Annotated in this window: 16 protein-coding genes and 1 pseudogene; 13 read left to right on the top strand and 4 right to left on the bottom strand. The window is 72.2% G+C overall.

Features of this window, described 5'->3' with window-relative positions:
- Positions 1–82: 82 nt before the first annotated feature.
- From D474_RS0105475 to D474_RS34205, 5 genes and pseudogenes are all read left to right on the top strand, one after another.
- Positions 83–736: a HemK2/MTQ2 family protein methyltransferase gene (locus D474_RS0105475; protein WP_017612589.1), complete on the top strand. Its 654-nt coding sequence runs from the start codon at positions 83–85 to the stop codon at positions 734–736.
- The gene (locus D474_RS0105470; RefSeq protein WP_017612588.1) at positions 729–944 is read left to right on the top strand and encodes a CDGSH iron-sulfur domain-containing protein; all 216 of its coding nucleotides are present in this window, start codon (positions 729–731) and stop codon (positions 942–944) included. Before D474_RS0105475 ends, D474_RS0105470 begins: the two co-directional genes overlap by 8 nt.
- Positions 941–1,939 (top strand): iron-containing redox enzyme family protein, encoded by a 999-nt coding sequence (locus tag D474_RS0105465; RefSeq protein ID WP_017612587.1) that lies wholly within the window; start codon positions 941–943, stop codon positions 1,937–1,939. The genes D474_RS0105470 and D474_RS0105465 overlap by 4 nt, the downstream gene beginning before the upstream one ends.
- Positions 1,936–2,349: pseudogene (locus D474_RS34210) on the top strand (L-histidine N(alpha)-methyltransferase); the annotation flags it as partial. The gene D474_RS0105465 and the pseudogene D474_RS34210, both read left to right, overlap by 4 nt.
- A 74-nt stretch (positions 2,350–2,423) precedes the next feature.
- Positions 2,424–2,957 (top strand): L-histidine N(alpha)-methyltransferase, encoded by a 534-nt coding sequence (locus D474_RS34205; protein ID WP_017612586.1) that lies wholly within the window; start codon positions 2,424–2,426, stop codon positions 2,955–2,957.
- Between the two features lie 189 nt (positions 2,958–3,146).
- Here the strand turns inward: D474_RS34205 and D474_RS0105455 are convergent, their stop codons facing one another.
- Complete coding sequence (locus D474_RS0105455; protein ID WP_017612585.1) at positions 3,147–3,620, bottom strand: hypothetical protein; 474 nt, start codon at positions 3,618–3,620, stop codon at positions 3,147–3,149.
- 288 nt (positions 3,621–3,908) lie between these two features.
- Here D474_RS0105455 and D474_RS0105450 point away from each other — a divergent pair, with 288 nt between their 5' ends.
- Positions 3,909–5,123: a PucR family transcriptional regulator gene (locus D474_RS0105450; RefSeq protein ID WP_017612584.1), complete on the top strand. Its 1,215-nt coding sequence runs from the start codon at positions 3,909–3,911 to the stop codon at positions 5,121–5,123.
- Between the two features lie 167 nt (positions 5,124–5,290).
- Here the strand turns inward: D474_RS0105450 and D474_RS0105445 are convergent, their stop codons facing one another.
- Positions 5,291–6,256, bottom strand: a complete 966-nt coding sequence (locus D474_RS0105445; protein ID WP_017612583.1) for an LLM class F420-dependent oxidoreductase — start codon at positions 6,254–6,256, stop codon at positions 5,291–5,293.
- A 251-nt stretch (positions 6,257–6,507) separates the two neighbouring features.
- Here D474_RS0105445 and D474_RS0105440 point away from each other — a divergent pair, with 251 nt between their 5' ends.
- From D474_RS0105440 to D474_RS0105425, 4 genes are all read left to right on the top strand, one after another.
- Positions 6,508–7,035, top strand: coding sequence for a YbhB/YbcL family Raf kinase inhibitor-like protein (locus D474_RS0105440; RefSeq protein ID WP_017612582.1), 528 nt, complete (start codon positions 6,508–6,510; stop codon positions 7,033–7,035).
- A gap of 398 nt (positions 7,036–7,433) precedes the next feature.
- Positions 7,434–8,474, top strand: a complete 1,041-nt coding sequence (locus tag D474_RS0105435; RefSeq protein WP_017612581.1) for an ATP-grasp domain-containing protein — start codon at positions 7,434–7,436, stop codon at positions 8,472–8,474.
- On the top strand, positions 8,471–9,265 hold the full coding sequence (locus tag D474_RS0105430; RefSeq protein ID WP_017612580.1) for an inositol monophosphatase family protein: 795 nt from the start codon (positions 8,471–8,473) through the stop codon (positions 9,263–9,265). Before D474_RS0105435 ends, D474_RS0105430 begins: the two co-directional genes overlap by 4 nt.
- Before the next feature lie 127 nt (positions 9,266–9,392).
- A complete protein-coding gene (locus D474_RS0105425; protein ID WP_026118195.1) occupies positions 9,393–9,848 on the top strand; it encodes a DUF1707 SHOCT-like domain-containing protein in 456 nt (151 codons plus the stop codon).
- Positions 9,849–9,909: 61 nt separating this feature from the next.
- Here the strand turns inward: D474_RS0105425 and D474_RS0105420 are convergent, their stop codons facing one another.
- Positions 9,910–10,404 carry a DUF3145 domain-containing protein gene (locus D474_RS0105420; protein ID WP_017612578.1) on the bottom strand — a complete coding sequence of 165 codons (495 nt, stop codon included), beginning with the start codon at positions 10,402–10,404 and terminating at the stop codon, positions 9,910–9,912.
- 311 nt (positions 10,405–10,715) lie between these two features.
- On the opposite strand from D474_RS0105420, the gene D474_RS0105415 reads away from it, so the two are divergent.
- The 3 genes from D474_RS0105415 to D474_RS0105405 all read left to right on the top strand — a co-directional run bounded on the left by D474_RS0105415 (position 10,716) and on the right by D474_RS0105405 (position 14,303).
- On the top strand, positions 10,716–11,258 hold the full coding sequence (locus D474_RS0105415; protein ID WP_017612577.1) for an RNA polymerase sigma factor: 543 nt from the start codon (positions 10,716–10,718) through the stop codon (positions 11,256–11,258).
- Entirely contained in the window at positions 11,255–11,680 is a 426-nt protein-coding gene (locus D474_RS0105410) for a hypothetical protein (RefSeq protein WP_017612576.1), read from the top strand. The genes D474_RS0105415 and D474_RS0105410 overlap by 4 nt, the downstream gene beginning before the upstream one ends.
- Before the next feature lie 694 nt (positions 11,681–12,374).
- Positions 12,375–14,303: a CHAT domain-containing protein gene (locus D474_RS0105405; protein WP_017612575.1), complete on the top strand. Its 1,929-nt coding sequence runs from the start codon at positions 12,375–12,377 to the stop codon at positions 14,301–14,303.
- A 3-nt stretch (positions 14,304–14,306) separates the two neighbouring features.
- Here the strand turns inward: D474_RS0105405 and D474_RS0105400 are convergent, their stop codons facing one another.
- Positions 14,307–14,960, bottom strand: a complete 654-nt coding sequence (locus tag D474_RS0105400) for an MBL fold metallo-hydrolase (protein ID WP_017612574.1) — start codon at positions 14,958–14,960, stop codon at positions 14,307–14,309.
- Between the last annotated feature and the right edge of the window lie 136 nt (positions 14,961–15,096).

Here is a 15,096-nt window from a genome sequence, read left to right as displayed (position 1 = left end):
CACCCCGAAGAGCATGTTCGGGGCGCATCGCAGTTCCGGATTGGTCGGTTCGGAGCTCGGGTAGGGGGTGGCCATGCTGCTAGTGAGGCCACCGGGGGTATACCGGGCTCAGGAGGACACTTCCCTGCTCCGCAGCGTCCTGCGTGAACGCGGCCAACAGGGGCGGGTCACCGGCCGTTCGGTCCTCGACGTCGGTTCAGGAACCGGGGCGCTGGGCATCGAGGCGTTCCGTGCGGGCGCTTCCAGCCTCACCGCGATCGACCTGTCGCTGCGCTCGGTCCTGGCGAGTTGGCTCAACAGCCGGTTGCACGGTGTGCCGGCGATGGTCCGGCGCGGTGATCTGTTCGCGCCCGTGAGTCGGCAACGCTTCGATCTGGTGCTCGCCAACCCGCCCTACATGCCCGCTGCCGGCCTGTTGCCGTCCCGCCACAGGATGGCGAGATGTTGGGACGCGGGACCGGACGGGAGGGTCCTGATCGACCGCATCTGCGCGGGGGCTCCGTCGGTGCTCGACGAGGACGGCACCCTCCTGCTCGTGCACTCCGGCCTCTCCGACGAGCAGATCACATTGGAGAGGTTCGAGGAGGCCGGGTTGGTCCCCGAGGTGGTCCGACGTGCGCGTGTGCCGTTCGGTCCGGTCCTGCGGGCGCGGGCCCCGGACCTGCGCGCCAGGGGGCTGCTCGGCCCCGATCAGCTGGAGGAGGACCTCGTGGTCATCGAGGCGCGTCATGGCTGAGGACCGGCGCCGGGTCGTCGTCACGGGCGAGGGACCGATCCTCGTCCACGGCCCGGTCGACGTGGAGATGCCCGACGGAACACACGTGCACAGCGACAGGGCTGTCACCGCGCTCTGCGCCTGTGGACGCAGTCGCCGCCGCCCCTTCTGCGACACCAGCCATCGCCGCCGTGTACGCGACGACGTGGGGAAGGAGAACGATCCATGACCACCACCCCGGAAGCACCGGCGCTTCCGATGCCCCGCGGCCCGGTCTCCGAGGCGGTCCTGTCCGCGCTCCGCGGGGACCGGACGGTGCCGCCGGCCGTGGAGGGGTCGACGCCCTACGGCGAGGACCTGCAACTGGCGCTCTACTGCTGCTACGAACTCCACTACCGCGGTTTCCGGGAGGTCGACCCCGACCGCGAGTGGGACCCGGCCCTGATCGCGCTCCGCGGCGACTTGGAGAGGGTCTTCGTCGACGCCCTCAGGAACGACGTACCCGCCGGCGCGGACGTCCGGGGCGAGCTCGACGCCCTCCTCGTCGAACACGTCGATGCGTACGGCGTCTCCCACCACCTGCGGCATCACGGAGAACTGTGGCAACTGCGCGAATACGTCGCTCACCGCTCGCTGTACCACCTGAAGGAGGCCGACCCGCAGTCCTTCGTCATCCCGCGGCTGGACGGGTCCGCCAAAACTGCCCTCGTGACGGTTCAGCACGACGAGTACGGTGCGGGAGATCCCGAGCGTGCGCACGCCAAGTTGTTCGCCGACATGATGCTCGAACTGGACCTGTCCCCGGCGTACGGCACCTATCTCGACTCCGCACCTGCCGAGATGCTGGCCGAGGTCAACTTCATGTCGTGGTGCGGGCTGCACCGCGCCTCGCGTGCGGCGCTGATCGGACAGTTCGCGACCATCGAGCTCACGTCGTCACCGGGGTCAGACCGATTGGTCAAGGCCATGCGGAGACTGGGCTGCGGCCCGGCAGCCATCCGGTTCTACGCCGAGCACGTCGAGGCCGACGCGGTGCACGAACAGCTCGTGCGGCGCGAGGTGATCGCACCTCTGTTGGAGGCAGAGCCCGACTCGGCCTCCGACCTCGTCTTCGGGATCCGCGGCAGTACGTTCCTCGGGGCCCGGACGGAGGAGCACATGCTGCACCATTGGGGCCGCGGCGAGTCGAGCTTCCGCGAGGTCCGGGATGTGAGGATTCCGTGAACGCACCGGACTCCGCTGCACGGGCCCGCGTCCTGCCGCTCGCCGACAGGGAGGACGCCCTGCGCGACAGCGCTGTCGTTCGCGACTGCCTGCAGCAGACCCAGCCCTGGTTGCGACCCTGGCTCGGTTACGACGAACTCGGTTCCGAACTGTTCGAACAGATCACCGAGCTGCCGACGTACTACCTGACCCGCGTGGAGCGGAGGCTGCTGGAGCGCCATTCCGAGGAGATCGCCGAACTGCTCGCCTGTGAGCAGCTCGCGGAGCTGGGCAGCGGGAGCGCCAAGAAGACGAGGCTGCTCCTCGAGAGTTGTCTGCGCCTGCGTGCGACCACGTACCTTCCGATCGACGTCGACCGGAGCATGCTGCGTTCCAGCGGCGCCGCGTTGTGCGCGGAGCTTGACGGCCTGGAGGTGGCCGGGCTGTGGGGCAGCTACGAAGCAGGGCTGGAGCGACTGCGTACACACACCGGGGGCCTCTCGCGGTGGCCTTCCTCGGAAGCAGCTTCGCGAACGCCACACGCGAGGAACGCGAGGGGCTGCTCAGCAGGATCGCGCACTGCCTGCGCCCGGGTGAAGGGTTCCTGGTCTCCGCCGACCTGGACAAGGACCGCGAGACCCTGGAGACCTGCTACAACGATCCACCGGGCCACTCGGCCTTCGCAGACTTCCGCCTCAACTACCTCACCCGGCTCAACAGCCGCTACGGCGCCGGCTTCGTGCTCGACGACTTCGTTCCGGAGGCCTTCTACAACGAGGACACGTCCACCGTGGAGGGGCATCTCCGCGCTCGGGCCGGCCGCACCGTGCCCGTGCCGGGTCTGGGCCTCACGCTGCACCTGGCGCGCGGCAGGTCCGTCAACGTCGGCTACTCCGCGAAGTTCACCGAGGAACAGCTGGCCCGCGAGGTCGGCGCACACGGTTTCGGGCTGCGGGCCCGGTGGCTGGACCCCGAGGCCCAGTACGGGCTCTTCCTGTTCCGCCGCGCACCGTCGGCGCCGGTCGTGGGGCGGGCGTGATCACCGACGGAAGCATCTCCTGAACGCACGGGCCGGTCCGTTCCCCGGCCGGATTCGCTGTGCCGACCCCGCTGCCCGTCCAGGGCGGTCGGGCCGGACCGGTTCGACGTGCCGGGTCCTGTTCCGCGGCGGTCCTCCCGGGTGCCGGCCCGCGACACGCGCGGGCCGGCCCGACACGCATGCGAACGCTCAGGCGCCGCCGAGGGTGGTGCCGGGGACGCGGGTCGCGGTCCAGGCGCCCTCGCCGTCCTCGCGCAGCTCCAGGCCGCCGGCCTCCTCGTCGCCGGGGAAGGTGATGTCGGCGGTGGCGATCTCGGTCCCGCCGTCCAGGTCGGTACCCATCTCGACCTCGCCGGCCTCGATGCCGTCGGCGTCGGGCAGGGAATCGGCGTAGTCGGCGAAGGCGGCGCCGCAGTCGTCGGCCTCCTGCGTCTGGGCGACGAGGTCCTGCGCGGGCTCGTCGAGCAGGGCGCATCCGGCCTCACCGTCGCGGTCGCGCACGGCCTGGGTGAAGTCCTCGGCGACCTGCTCGACAGCGGCTGTGCCGTCGTCCTGTTCGGGGGCGGCCTCGGCCCCGTCGTCGCCTCCGCACCCGGCCAGGATCAGAGTGAGCGCTACCGGGGCGGCCACGAATGTGCGTCGCACGGGGGTGATGCCTCGCATGGGGGTCGTGCCTTTCGTCGAGCGGGGGAAAGACGTGTGAATTGCGCATCATTGTTACAGCATTCGCCCGACTCGTGACTACTTGTGCAGACAGGAGCGTGCGCCAGCCCCTTCGGACACCGTTCCACCCGGGCCGGGGTTGTCCCCTCCGGCGACCTCTGGTGGGATGGACTGTGGCCCGCATCACCCACAGTCGTGGTCGGGCAGAACACGAGACTTTCTGGCGCGAAGGAGCACGCGCGGGCGTGCCACGGGCGGCGCTGCCGCGCGTCCGCGCCGGAGGTGAACATGACCCGTCCGCTACGGGAGAACCGGAGGTCCGACCCGTTCTCGGAGATCCCTCCCGAGGTGGGCGGCCCCCTGCGCACCCTGGTCCCCGCGATGGCCGAGGAGGCGCTCGACGGCATCCGGCACCGGGCGGAGGGACACGGCGCACCTCTGGAGCCGGAGGAGTCCGACCAGCTCCACGCGCTGCTGTCCGCGGCACTCGGGGCGTTCCTGGAACGGGTGGAGCACCCGGACGGCGCCGACGGCCGGGGCGAGAGCCTGGCGGCGCAGTTCCGGGCCTACGGCGAGCACGAGGCCCGCTTCGGCCGCACGCTGGAGTGCCTGCACACGGCGATGCGCACCACCGCCGCCGTCGCCTGGCGGCACATGGCCGCCTCCGATCCGCGCACACACCGGTACATGGGCCCCATCGGCGAAGCGATCTTCGCGTTCCAGGAGGAGATCTCGACCGCGGCCGCGCAGGGACACGCACGGGTGCGCGGGGCCGGGGTGGACGCCCTGCGCCGCCGTCGGACCCGCCTGTCCCGGGTCCTGCTGGGCGAGACCGGGAACGAGTACGACGCCCGCGCGGTCAGCGGCCTGGCCCGCGCCGCGCGGTGGCGGGTGCCCGAACGGGTGGCGGTGGCACTGCTGCACCAGGAAGGGCAGGTCGAGCCGGCGCCGTTGCTCCCCGGCGAGGTGTTGGTGGACCTGGACCGGGCCGAACCCCGCGCACTCGTACCCGATCCCGAGGGCCCGGGACGACCGCGGGCGCTGGAGCGGGTCTTCCGCGGGTTCGGGGTCGTACTGGGGCCGAGCGTTCCCCTGGGACGTGCACCGGAGTCCCTGGTCCGCGCCCGTGACCTGGCAGAACTGGTGGGGTCGGGGGTCGTGGCCTGCGGGGACGTGGTGCGCTGGGACGACCACCTCCCGGAACTGCTGCTCTCGCGCGACACGGGGCTCGTGGGGGCGATGGCACGCGCCCGCCTCGCGCCGCTCTCGGCGCTGCGCGCCCAGCAGCGCGAGCGCATGGCCGACACCCTGCTGGCGTGGTTGGAGTCCGGGCTCAACGCGAACGAGGCCGCCGAACGCCTGAGCATCCATCCGCAGACCGTGCGGTACCGGATGCGGCAGCTGGAGGGGCTGTTCGGCGAGCGCCTGCGCGATCCGGCCGAGCGGTTCGAGCTGGAGCTCGTCCTGCGGGCCCGGCGCCTGCTCGGCCCTCTGGAGGAATGACCCGTCGGCGGCGGAGCAGTCCGGCTCCGCCGCCGACCGCACGGACCTGGTGCACCCGATGGGGGACTCGTGCGTGCCCCTTCGGCGCACAGGCATCCCGAGGGGGCACACCGCGCCGGACGAGCGCTCGGGTCGCCCGAAGCGTCCCGGAACGGGGGCGGCGTGAGCTACGCGGGGGCGAGGGCGCGCACGACGGCGGCGGGGTCGGTCCCGGGCGGGGTGATCGGAGCGATCACGGGCGTGGTGACCCCGTTCTCGACGTAGGCCTGCACCCGCTCTCGGCACTGCTCCGCCGACCCGTGCACGACGAGGTCGTCGACGACGGAGTCCGGGATCGCAGCGAGCGCACCCTTGCGGTCGCCCTCCTCCCACTTCTTCCACATGGGGCCGAGCTCCTCGCGCCCCAGCCACTCGTGGAACGCCCGGTAGACCGGGACGTTGAGGTAGGCCGAGATCGCCCAGCGCCCGATGTTGCGCGCCGTCTCGGCGTCGGTGTCGGGCACGACGAAGATCCGCGCGACGATCTCCTTGTCGTCCCCGTACTGGCGCACGTGCGGAGCGACGGTACGCACGTCCTCGGCGGAGAGCCAGTTGATGATGGCGCCGTCGCCCTCACGGCCGGCCAGGCGCAGCATGCCCTGGCGCAGCGCGGCGACCAGGATCGGCGGACTCTGCTCGGGCGGTGTGGCGAGCTTGAAGCCGTTGACCGAGAACGTGTCGTAGTCCTCCTTGACCTTCTCCCCGGTCAGGGCGGTGCGAAGGAAACGCACGGTGTCGCGCATGCGTTTGAACGGTTCCTCGAAGGGGATCGAGTTCCACCGCTCCACGATGACGTTGGAGGACGTGCCGACCCCGAGAGCGAACCGCCCGGGCGCGGCTGCGGCGAGGCTTGCGGCACTCATGGCCAGGGTCGCGGGGCCGCGGGTGTACACGGGCACGATCGCGGTGCCCAGCCGCAGCTGCGGGGCCCACTGGCTCGCGAGGACGAGCGGGGTGAAGGCGTCGTTGCCGTTGGCCTCGGCCGACCAGACGTCGGTGTAGCCGAGATCGGGCATGCGCTGGAAGAGGTCCTTCTGGTCGAGGAGGGACAATCCTTCGAGCGGGACGGTGATACCCCAACGGGGGGTGGTCATGGCGTCTCCCTGTGGGTCGGGTGCTCTCGGAGAGCATACCGCCCGGTCGGTTTGTTGACACCCCTCACGGTGTTCCCGATCCTTCCCCCGAAGCGCGCACGGCCCCGCCGCGCCCAACGCGTACCCGCCCGAAATCGGGCTCCATACCGCGATGGCCCGACCCGCACCCCCGTCACGTGTGAAGAAAGGGCCGCTGGGGCGTATCTTCGTAACCGAAGGCACACCCGAAGCGAACGAAGGAGGCCCAGCCAGTGGCCACGCCACCCTCCCCCTACGACTTCCTGCCGGAGGTCCCGTCGTTCACGGTCACGAGCACCGACGTGGCCGAGGGCCAGACCCTGCCGAAGCCGCAGGTCAGCGGGATCATGGGCGCCGGCGGCGAGGACGTCTCGCCGCAGCTGTCCTGGAGCGGGTTCCCGGAGGGCACCCAGAGCTTCGCCGTCACCTGCTTCGACCCGGACGCCCCCACCGCCAGCGGTTTCTGGCACTGGGCGGTCGCCAACATCCCCGCCGGCGTCACGGAGCTCGCCTCCGGCGCGGGTGACGGCTCGGGCCTGCCCGAGGGCGCGGTGACCCTGCGCAACGACGCGGGCAGCCGCCGCTACATCGGCGCCGGCCCGCCTCCCGGGCACGGTCCGCACCGCTACATGTTCGTCGTGCACGCGGTGGACGTGCCCCGCCTCGAGGTCGACGAATCGGCCAGCCCGGCCTTCCTCGGCTTCAACCTGTTCTCGCACACCCTGGCCCGGGCGATCCTCACCCCGGTCTACGAGCAGTAGCCGCGTCCGCTCTCAGCAGCGGGCGCAGCCGTCCCCACACCGGGACGGACCGGGCCCTGTTGGTGGACGCCTTCCGTCGCTCCGGCCGGCCACTGCGCCGTCAGGCGTCGTTCGGAGGTTGGCGGCGGGCGACGGGTAGCGGTGTCCGCCGGCCCCAGAGGGCGGGCGGTGGTCTCCCCGGCCACGCCCGCCCTCAGCCTTTCCTCCCGGGGGCTCTGGGTACACGCGCGAGCCCCCCGAAAGGTTCACTTGCGACAATCACCCAACCGGAACCGGCCATTCCGCCACCCGTTCGGCTGTTCGGCGTTACTCTCTGTGGTCTGACCAGCCTCCCTGTCTCCCAGACCGCCTCGAGGGGTGCACCGGTGCCAGACCAGACAACCACGCGACCGACCGTCGTGGTGACCACCGCCGGCTCGGCGTCCACACCGGGCACCATCCTCCACCTGCGTTCCAGAGGGTTCCGCGTGGTGGCCACCGACGTCGATCCCACCGCCCCGGGCCTGTACCTGGCCGACCGCGGATGCCTGGTCCCGCCCGGCGACAGCGAGGCGTTCCTGCCCCGGATGCGGCAGTTGATCGCAGAGGAGGAGCCCGTCGCGGTGATCCCGCTCGTCGACGAGGAGCTCCTTGCGGTGGGCACGCTCGACGGCCCCGCCACGAGTGTTCTCCTGCCCCGCCCCGGGTTCGTCCGCACCTGCCTGGACAAGTACGTGCTCATGTGCGAGCTCGAGGCCGCCGGTGTCGGTGTCCCGCGCACCTGGACCGCTTCCCGGTGGCCCGCGCAGACCGCCGACAGCGCCCCCGAGGGCCTGGTCGTCAAACCACGCAGCGGACGCGGCAGTCGCGGGGTCGCCTTCGTCGATTCCGCCCGCGATCTGGCCCGCGTCGTGGCCGAGGGCGGGTACGGCTCCGACGACCTCATCGTGCAGGAGCGCATCACTGGCCCGGAGTACACCGTCTCCGTCGTCGTCTGGCGCGACGGCGAGGTGCAGGCGGTCGTGCCCAAGGAGGTCGTGCTCAAGCAGGGTGTCACCAAGTACGCCGTGACCCGCCGGAACCAGGCGGTGATCGAGACCTGCCGCGCGGTGCAGCGGGCCCTGCGCGCCGACGGGCCCTTCAACGTGCAGCTCTGCCTCGACCCGGAGGGTCGGCCGCGCGTGTTCGAGATCAACCCGCGCTTCTCCTCGACCGCGGCCCTGACCGTCGCTTCCGGGGTCGACGAGATCACCGGGCTGCTGCGCCAGGCGACGGCGGGCGGCCCCCGGATCCGCGACGACTGGCAGGAGGGCGTGGCCATGGTACGGCGCTGGACCGACGAGTTCCTGAGCGAGACCCAGTTCGCCTCGCACGGGATCTCACCGGCGTCCCCGCCCGCGGCGCCACCCGCGCGCGACGGTGTCCCGGCCGACCACCGCGCCCCGGTGCGTGCACGGTGAGCGCCCCGAGGACCCACCCGCTGTCGGACTCCCTGGCCTCCGCCGTCACCGAGGTCGGAACCCTGCTGCGTACCTGGCGCGAGGACCCGGCGAGCCTGGACGGCGTCTGGGAGGGCAGCCAGTTCAAGGCCCGTGCCGACGCCATGGCGCACCGGGCGTTGAGCGAGCGGCTCGCGGCGATCGACCCGACCATCCCGGTGTTGAGCGAGGAGGACCCGGCGGGCCTGCCCCGGTACCGGCCCTCGCGTTACTGGCTCATCGACCCCATCGACGGGACCGCCAGTTACACGCACGGGTTCACCGGTTACGTCACCCAGGCCGCGCTCGTCATCGGCGAACGCCCTGAGGTCGCTGCGGTACACGCTCCCGACAGCGACACCCTCTACACGGCGGTACGGGGTCGGGGTTCGTTCCGCGACGGGGTTCCGCTGCCGCCGCTGGGCTCCTGTCCTCCGGGTGACGGGGTGCTCACCGACAACACCCCGCAACCGCGCGGGGTGGCGCTGCAGGTGCAGGAACGGTTCGGTTACGGCCGGTACATGGAGAGCGGGAGCATCTCACTGAAGCTGTGCCGGATCGCCGAGGGCACCGCCCACCTTTTCGTCAAGGACGTCCCCGTTCGCGACTGGGACGTGGCCGCTCCGGCCCTGCTGCTGTCGGAGGTCGGCGGGCACGTGACCCGGCTGGACGGGGGTGGGTTCGGGTTCCGCGGACCGTGGGAGCACACCGGCCTCGTGGCAGCCGCCGACCCCTCCACGGGGCGGCAGGTGGCGCATTGGTTGGCGAACTGACCGGACACTGGAACACGCTTCACCGAAGCTTGGCCGGACCGCCCGGAAGCGGCGCCCACAAGGTCTTTCCGCGCCCTGGTGCGGCACGTATCGTGTGGGCACCAGCTCGCACCTGTGGGGGTGGGAAGTGCAGGACCAACGTCTGCCGCTGAAACAGATCCGAGCCTCCGACGGCGAACGTGACCTCACCGTCGAACGCCTCACACGTGCTTTCGTCGAGGGCCGTCTCGACCGCGACGAGTACGAACGCCGTGTCGGGGTGGCGTTGGGTGCGGTCCGCCTGGGCGAGCTCAACCTCCTCACCGCAGACCTCCCGCGCCCCGCCTTCTCCGGTCGGCGCCCCCGGTTCAACGAGACGCGGCGCAGCGGCGACGCCGGTTCGTGGATGATCCCGCCGCGCGAGTGGAAGGAGGAGTGGCGCTGGTGGGGCGGTGCCGCGGCGGTGCTCACGGGCCTGTGGGCAGTGACCAGCCTGGTGGGCGGGGGCCTGCTGCCCTTCTGGCCCGCGGTACCCCTCGCGATCTGGGCGACACTGCTGCTGGTGTCGGCGGTGGATCCCGGGCCGAGGGGGCAGCGCACCTGAGGGTGGGGGCCGGAGGGCGCAGTGGCGGGCCTCCGGAGCAGTGGTCCGCGGAGCCCCGGCCTCAGCCGACGGCGTGCAGCCAGCGCACGGGCGCGCCGTCACCCGCGTAACGGAACGGTTCGAGCTCCTCGTCCCAGGCCTTGCCGGTGAGCAGGTCCAGTTGGGTGGCGAGCTCGGTCCCCCCGGCGGCGGCCTGTTCGGCGGCCGCACGCAGACGCCCTTCGGGTACGAGGACCTCGCCGGCGGCGCTCATGATGGAGGTGAACATGCCCAGGGAGGGCGTGTAGCTGTAGCGGACACCGTCGCAGCCGGGCGATCCCTCCTCGGTCACCTCGAACCGCAGCCGCTGCCACGCGTTGAGGGCCGAGGCCACCACCCCGGCCGTTCCGGGCTTTCCCTGCCAGTTGAGCTCGGCCCGATGGTTTCCTGGGGCCGCCGGTTGGGCGACCCAATCGAGTTTGACGGGCACTCCGACGACACCCGCGACCGCCCACTCGACGTGTGGGCACAGCGCCGCGGGCGCGGAGTGGACGTACAAGACGCCACGTGCGGACACCGAACCTCCTGATACGAACGAGTGCGCTTCCCCGACGCCCTCGTACCACGAGAAGGTTGCATACCCGCCTTGATGCGTTTGCCCCATTGTGCCGCAAGGGCAACGGGAGAACCAGCGGTCACGCTGGTCCTTTTCCTGCGTTACCCCCGTGCCCGAGGGCCTCAGCGGTTACCGTGAGCTTCATAAGGGCAGGGAGTCCGATCATAATGGGGGCAGTTGTGCCAGACCAGCCGGGTGAGGGCACACACGGCACGGACGAGTCACGGAAAACGGTACTTTCGACCACATCCGAGGGTAAAACCCCGCCCGAATTGCCGGTTCCGGCCAGATCGGACGAGGACGACGGTGCCCTGGTCGCCCGGGCCAGGGAGGGCGACGCCGACGCCTGGGCCGCCATCGTCGACCGGCACCTGCCCATGGTCAACGCCATCGCGAGCTCCTACCGCCTGGGCTCGCCCGACCGCGAGGACGCCGTGCAGACCGTGTGGCTGACGCTCAACCAGCACCTGCCCCGCCTGCACTCGCCGCACCACCTGCGCCACTGGCTGCGCCGGGTCACCCGCTCCACCTGTGCACGCCAACGCCGCAACGGCCTCGACCTGCACCCCGTGGACCCGCACGCGTTGGCGGCACGGCACCCCGACGGCGGTTCCGAGGACCTCGACCCGGAAGCGCTGTACCTGCGCAAAGAGGTCCACGAAGCGTTGCACCGCGCCCTGGGAACCCTCACCGATCCCGCCGACCGGCGTGCGGCCCTCTACTACCTCGGCCAGGCCCAGCCCGGCGAGACCACACCCGTGGAGCGGCGGCGCCTCAAACGCCGACTCCACCGAATCCTCAGGGAGGACCGTTGAACCACCGTTCCGCGCACACGGGAGACCTGCGGGGGCGTGCCGCCGCCCTGGCGGCCTTCGACCGCTCCGACGACCTGCGGGGGCACGCACCGGTGGCCGCGGAGCACCGTCCCGCCCCCGAACCCCTGCGGTCCGGGGGTCCGGAGCTACTCACCCACCTGCGCTTCGACCACGATGCATTCACACTGGACGTGTGGGTGCGGGCCGAGGGCGGGATGCGCTCGCTGTCGGGGCTGGTCGCCGAGGAGGATCCGGACTCCCCCAGAGCCCGGGTCCACGTGCGTCGGCCGGACCGCACCCTCGGCCGACGGGTGGCGTTGGACGGCTCGTTCGGTGTCGCGGGCCTCGCCCCGGGGCCGGTGAGCCTGGTGGTGGAGCACCGTCGCGACGGCGCCGTCGCGACGGACTGGTTCACGGTCTGACCCACGCACAGCACGCACGCCCCGTGCCTCCCGCACCAGTGCGCCCGCCGCGCACTCCCCCTCGACCCCGGCACCACACCCGCTGCGCCACCGTTCGGCCCCGCCGGTTCCCACACCCCGCGCCCTCCTCGATCCCCAGGGCACACCCACCACACGCGCCACGCACGCCCCGATCGCCGCCCTGCACCCGGCCACCGGCGGCGATCGATCCGGACGCGCACCCCGCGGCTCCCCGCCCGCACACGCCCTGTCGGCCCGGCCACACCCCGCACCACGGACTGCACCCTGCGTGCGCACAGCCCGCACGAGACCACGCCACCCTTGCACCGCACCTCAGCCGGCAGGCACTCCGCATTTCCATCAGCGCCGAAGGCCCCATGAGGGGCGCTCCGTGCACAGCCCACGGCCGACAGCGAGGTAGGTGGAGCCGACGGGGCGGGTGGGCTGCTGATCCTGTGCACCACGGCGCACGAAGGCACGTCTCACACCGCAGATGCCACCGGCAACAGAAGCGGACGTTCCGATCCCTGGCCCCGGGACACGCACAAACCACGGCCGCGCGCGTCCCCTTGTCCGGGTTGGAGGCGGTTCGCCCCCCGCAGATCGGGCGAGATCCGGCCGAGCCCTCCCGACAACGCGGGTGGCCTGCCCACACTGGGAGCGCAACGGCCCCACACCGTGGAAAGAGGCCACGTTGGTTTCGCGTCCCCCTGGCCCCGCACACGCAGCCGCGCTGATCTCCGGCCACACCCTGCTGCGGCAGGTCTCCGAGGGCGTCCGACTCGCCCAGGACGGCCGGTTCGAGGACACCGTCACCCTCCTCGACGAAACCCAGTCCCGATTGCGCCGACATCCCCTGTCCCGGGTCGCGGCGGTCCTCCCCGGGACTCTCGCCAACCTCGGGCTCGCCCAGAGCCTCTGCGGCCGCTTCGACGCCGCACACGACCACTTGCAGGAGGCACGCTCCCGCGCCGAGTCACACGGCCTCGGCGTCCTGGATCTCATGATCCGCCAGAACCTGGGCTGCCTGGCCCTGCACCGGGGCGACAGCACAGCGGCGATCGGCCTCTTCCACGACCTGCTGCCGCGCATGCCCGACGACCGCAGCGAGGCCCTGCACGTGGACCTGGCCGAGGCCCTGCTGAGTGAGGGGCTCCTCCAGGAAGCCTCAGAGGCCCTGGGCGACGGGTCCCCCACAGGGCCCACGGCGCACCTTCGCGAAGCCACCCTCCGGCTCCTCGAGGGTGATCCGTGGTATGCCCGCGACGCCGGCCTGAAGGTACAGGAACAGCACGGACCCGGCTCCCTCTGGTACCGCTTCGCCGACCGCCTCGTGCGCCGGTCAGCGCGCCGCCCCGCCGTCCGCAGGCGCGGAGCCTGCCCCCTTCCCGGGTCCGCAGCACCGCCGCCGCACACCGCACGCACCGCGCTGGCCCATGCTCTGTCCACGGGTGAGGCCGAGACGGCACTGGAATGGGCCGAACTCGGGTGCAGCTGGACCTCGCCCCTGGTGCCGGGCCCGGACGCGACGGGCGGCCGCGCGCACACCGACTCCTACCGGACCGCGCACGCACGCGCGAGCCCGGCCGAAGCGCAGGCGCAGGCACACGCGTGGGAACGGTCCCGGCGGCGTTCGTTCTACGCCCGGCACGTCCATCGCGCGCTGCGTCCTCCGCGCGGTCCGCTACCGCCACGGGCCCGCCCCGGACCCTGGAACCCGGTGACCGGAACCCTGCTCTCCCGCCTCGGCGATCGCGCCTACGTCCGTTACGTGCAGGTCGACGACCGCGCCTGGGCCCTGGTCGTGGCGGACGGCGGTGTCCGTGCCCTCCCACTGGGCCCGGCTGCACGGGCAGCCACACGGGCCACGCGCTTCACCCGCTGCGTCCCCGTCGACCCGGACCTCCCGCGAGCGGCCGACGAAGCGGGCAAGGTCCTGCTCGGCCCGGTGCTGGAGGCGATCGGCGACCGGCCGCTGGTGCTGTCCTGGGAGCCCTTCCTGGGCGAACCGCCCTGGGGTGCACTCCCCGCCCTACGTGGCCGACCGCTGTCGCTGGTTCCGTCGGCACGCGCGTGGGTGGCGCGTCCGGACGGGGTCCCGGCCCTGGACCGGGTCCTGCTCGCCGCGGGTCCGGTGCTGCCCGGGGCGGCCGAGGAGGTGGCGGCGCTGGCCCGTCTCTATCCGCAGGCCCGGGTGCTGTCCGGGACGCGGGCCCGACCGCGGGCGGTACTGGAGTCGATGGGCGAAGCCGACCTGGCACATGTGGCCGGGCACGGGTACGTCCCCGACCGCGCGGCGATGCTGGCGTCGGTGGAACTGGAGGGCGCCCCGCTGCTGGCCTGCGACCTGGTCGGCCTCGACCGCGTCCCGTCGGTGGTCACGTTGGCCACGTGCTGGAACGGAGGCGCGTTCGGGCACCGTTCCGGCCCACCGCTGGGGTTCGTGGGGGCGTTGCTGTCCCGGGGAGCGCGTGCGGTGGTGGCCAGTCCCGTCCCGGTGAGCGACACCGGGACAGGCGCGGCCATGCGGAGGTTCCACCGGGCGCTGGCCGCGGGGACGCCCGTGCCCGAGGCGGTTGCGCTCCACCTCGGGCGTGCGGGGTTCTGCTGCTACGGCGGGTGAGGCCTACCAGCCGCGCTCGCGCCACTCGGCGAGGCTGGGACGCTCGGCGCCCAGGGTGGTGTCGCGGCCGTGGCCGGGGTAGACCCAGGTGTCGTCGTCCATGGTGGCGAAGACCCGCTCCTCCACGTCACCGAGGAGGCTGCGGAAATCGTCGTCGGACCACGTACGGCCCACACCGCCCGGGAAGAGGCTGTCGCCGGTGAACAGGTGGGTGTGCCCCGCGGGGTCGTCGTAACGCAGCGCGATCGACCCGGGGGTGTGCCCGCGCAGGTGGACGACGGAGACCGAGCAGTCCCCTACGGGGATGCGCGCCCCGTCCACGACCGGTTCGTCCACGGAGACCGGCAGGTCGTCGGCGTCGTCGGGGTGGGCCACCGTGCGGGCGCCGGTCTGGCCGACGACCTCGGCCAGCGCCTGCCAGTGGTCCTGGTGGCGGTGGGTGGTGACCACCCGTGCCAGCCCGTCCTCGCCGAGCATCTCGAGCAGGCGGTCCGCCTCGGCCGCCGCGTCGATGAGCACCGCCTCGCCGGTGGCACGGCAACGCAGCAGGTAGGCGTTGTTGTCCATCGGTCCGACGGCCAGTTTGGTGATCGTCAGGTGCGGTAGTTCTCGCAGGTCGGCGGGGCCGCCGACCCTCGTATCTCCGGAGTAGCTCACCCGACCATTGTGGCCCGGCCCCGGCACCGCACAAACCCCACCCCGCTCCCCTCGTGCGGGACCCGTGCCATGCATCGTTTCCGTGCAGGTCACCCGGTGTTCGGGAACGGCCCGGTGAACGCTTCCCGCGCCCGCG

Origin of the sequence: Nocardiopsis salina YIM 90010 (assembly GCF_000341025.1) — a bacterium.
GTDB lineage: Bacteria > Actinomycetota > Actinomycetes > Streptosporangiales > Streptosporangiaceae > Nocardiopsis > Nocardiopsis salina.
This window is presented reverse-complemented; position numbering and strand designations above follow the sequence as displayed.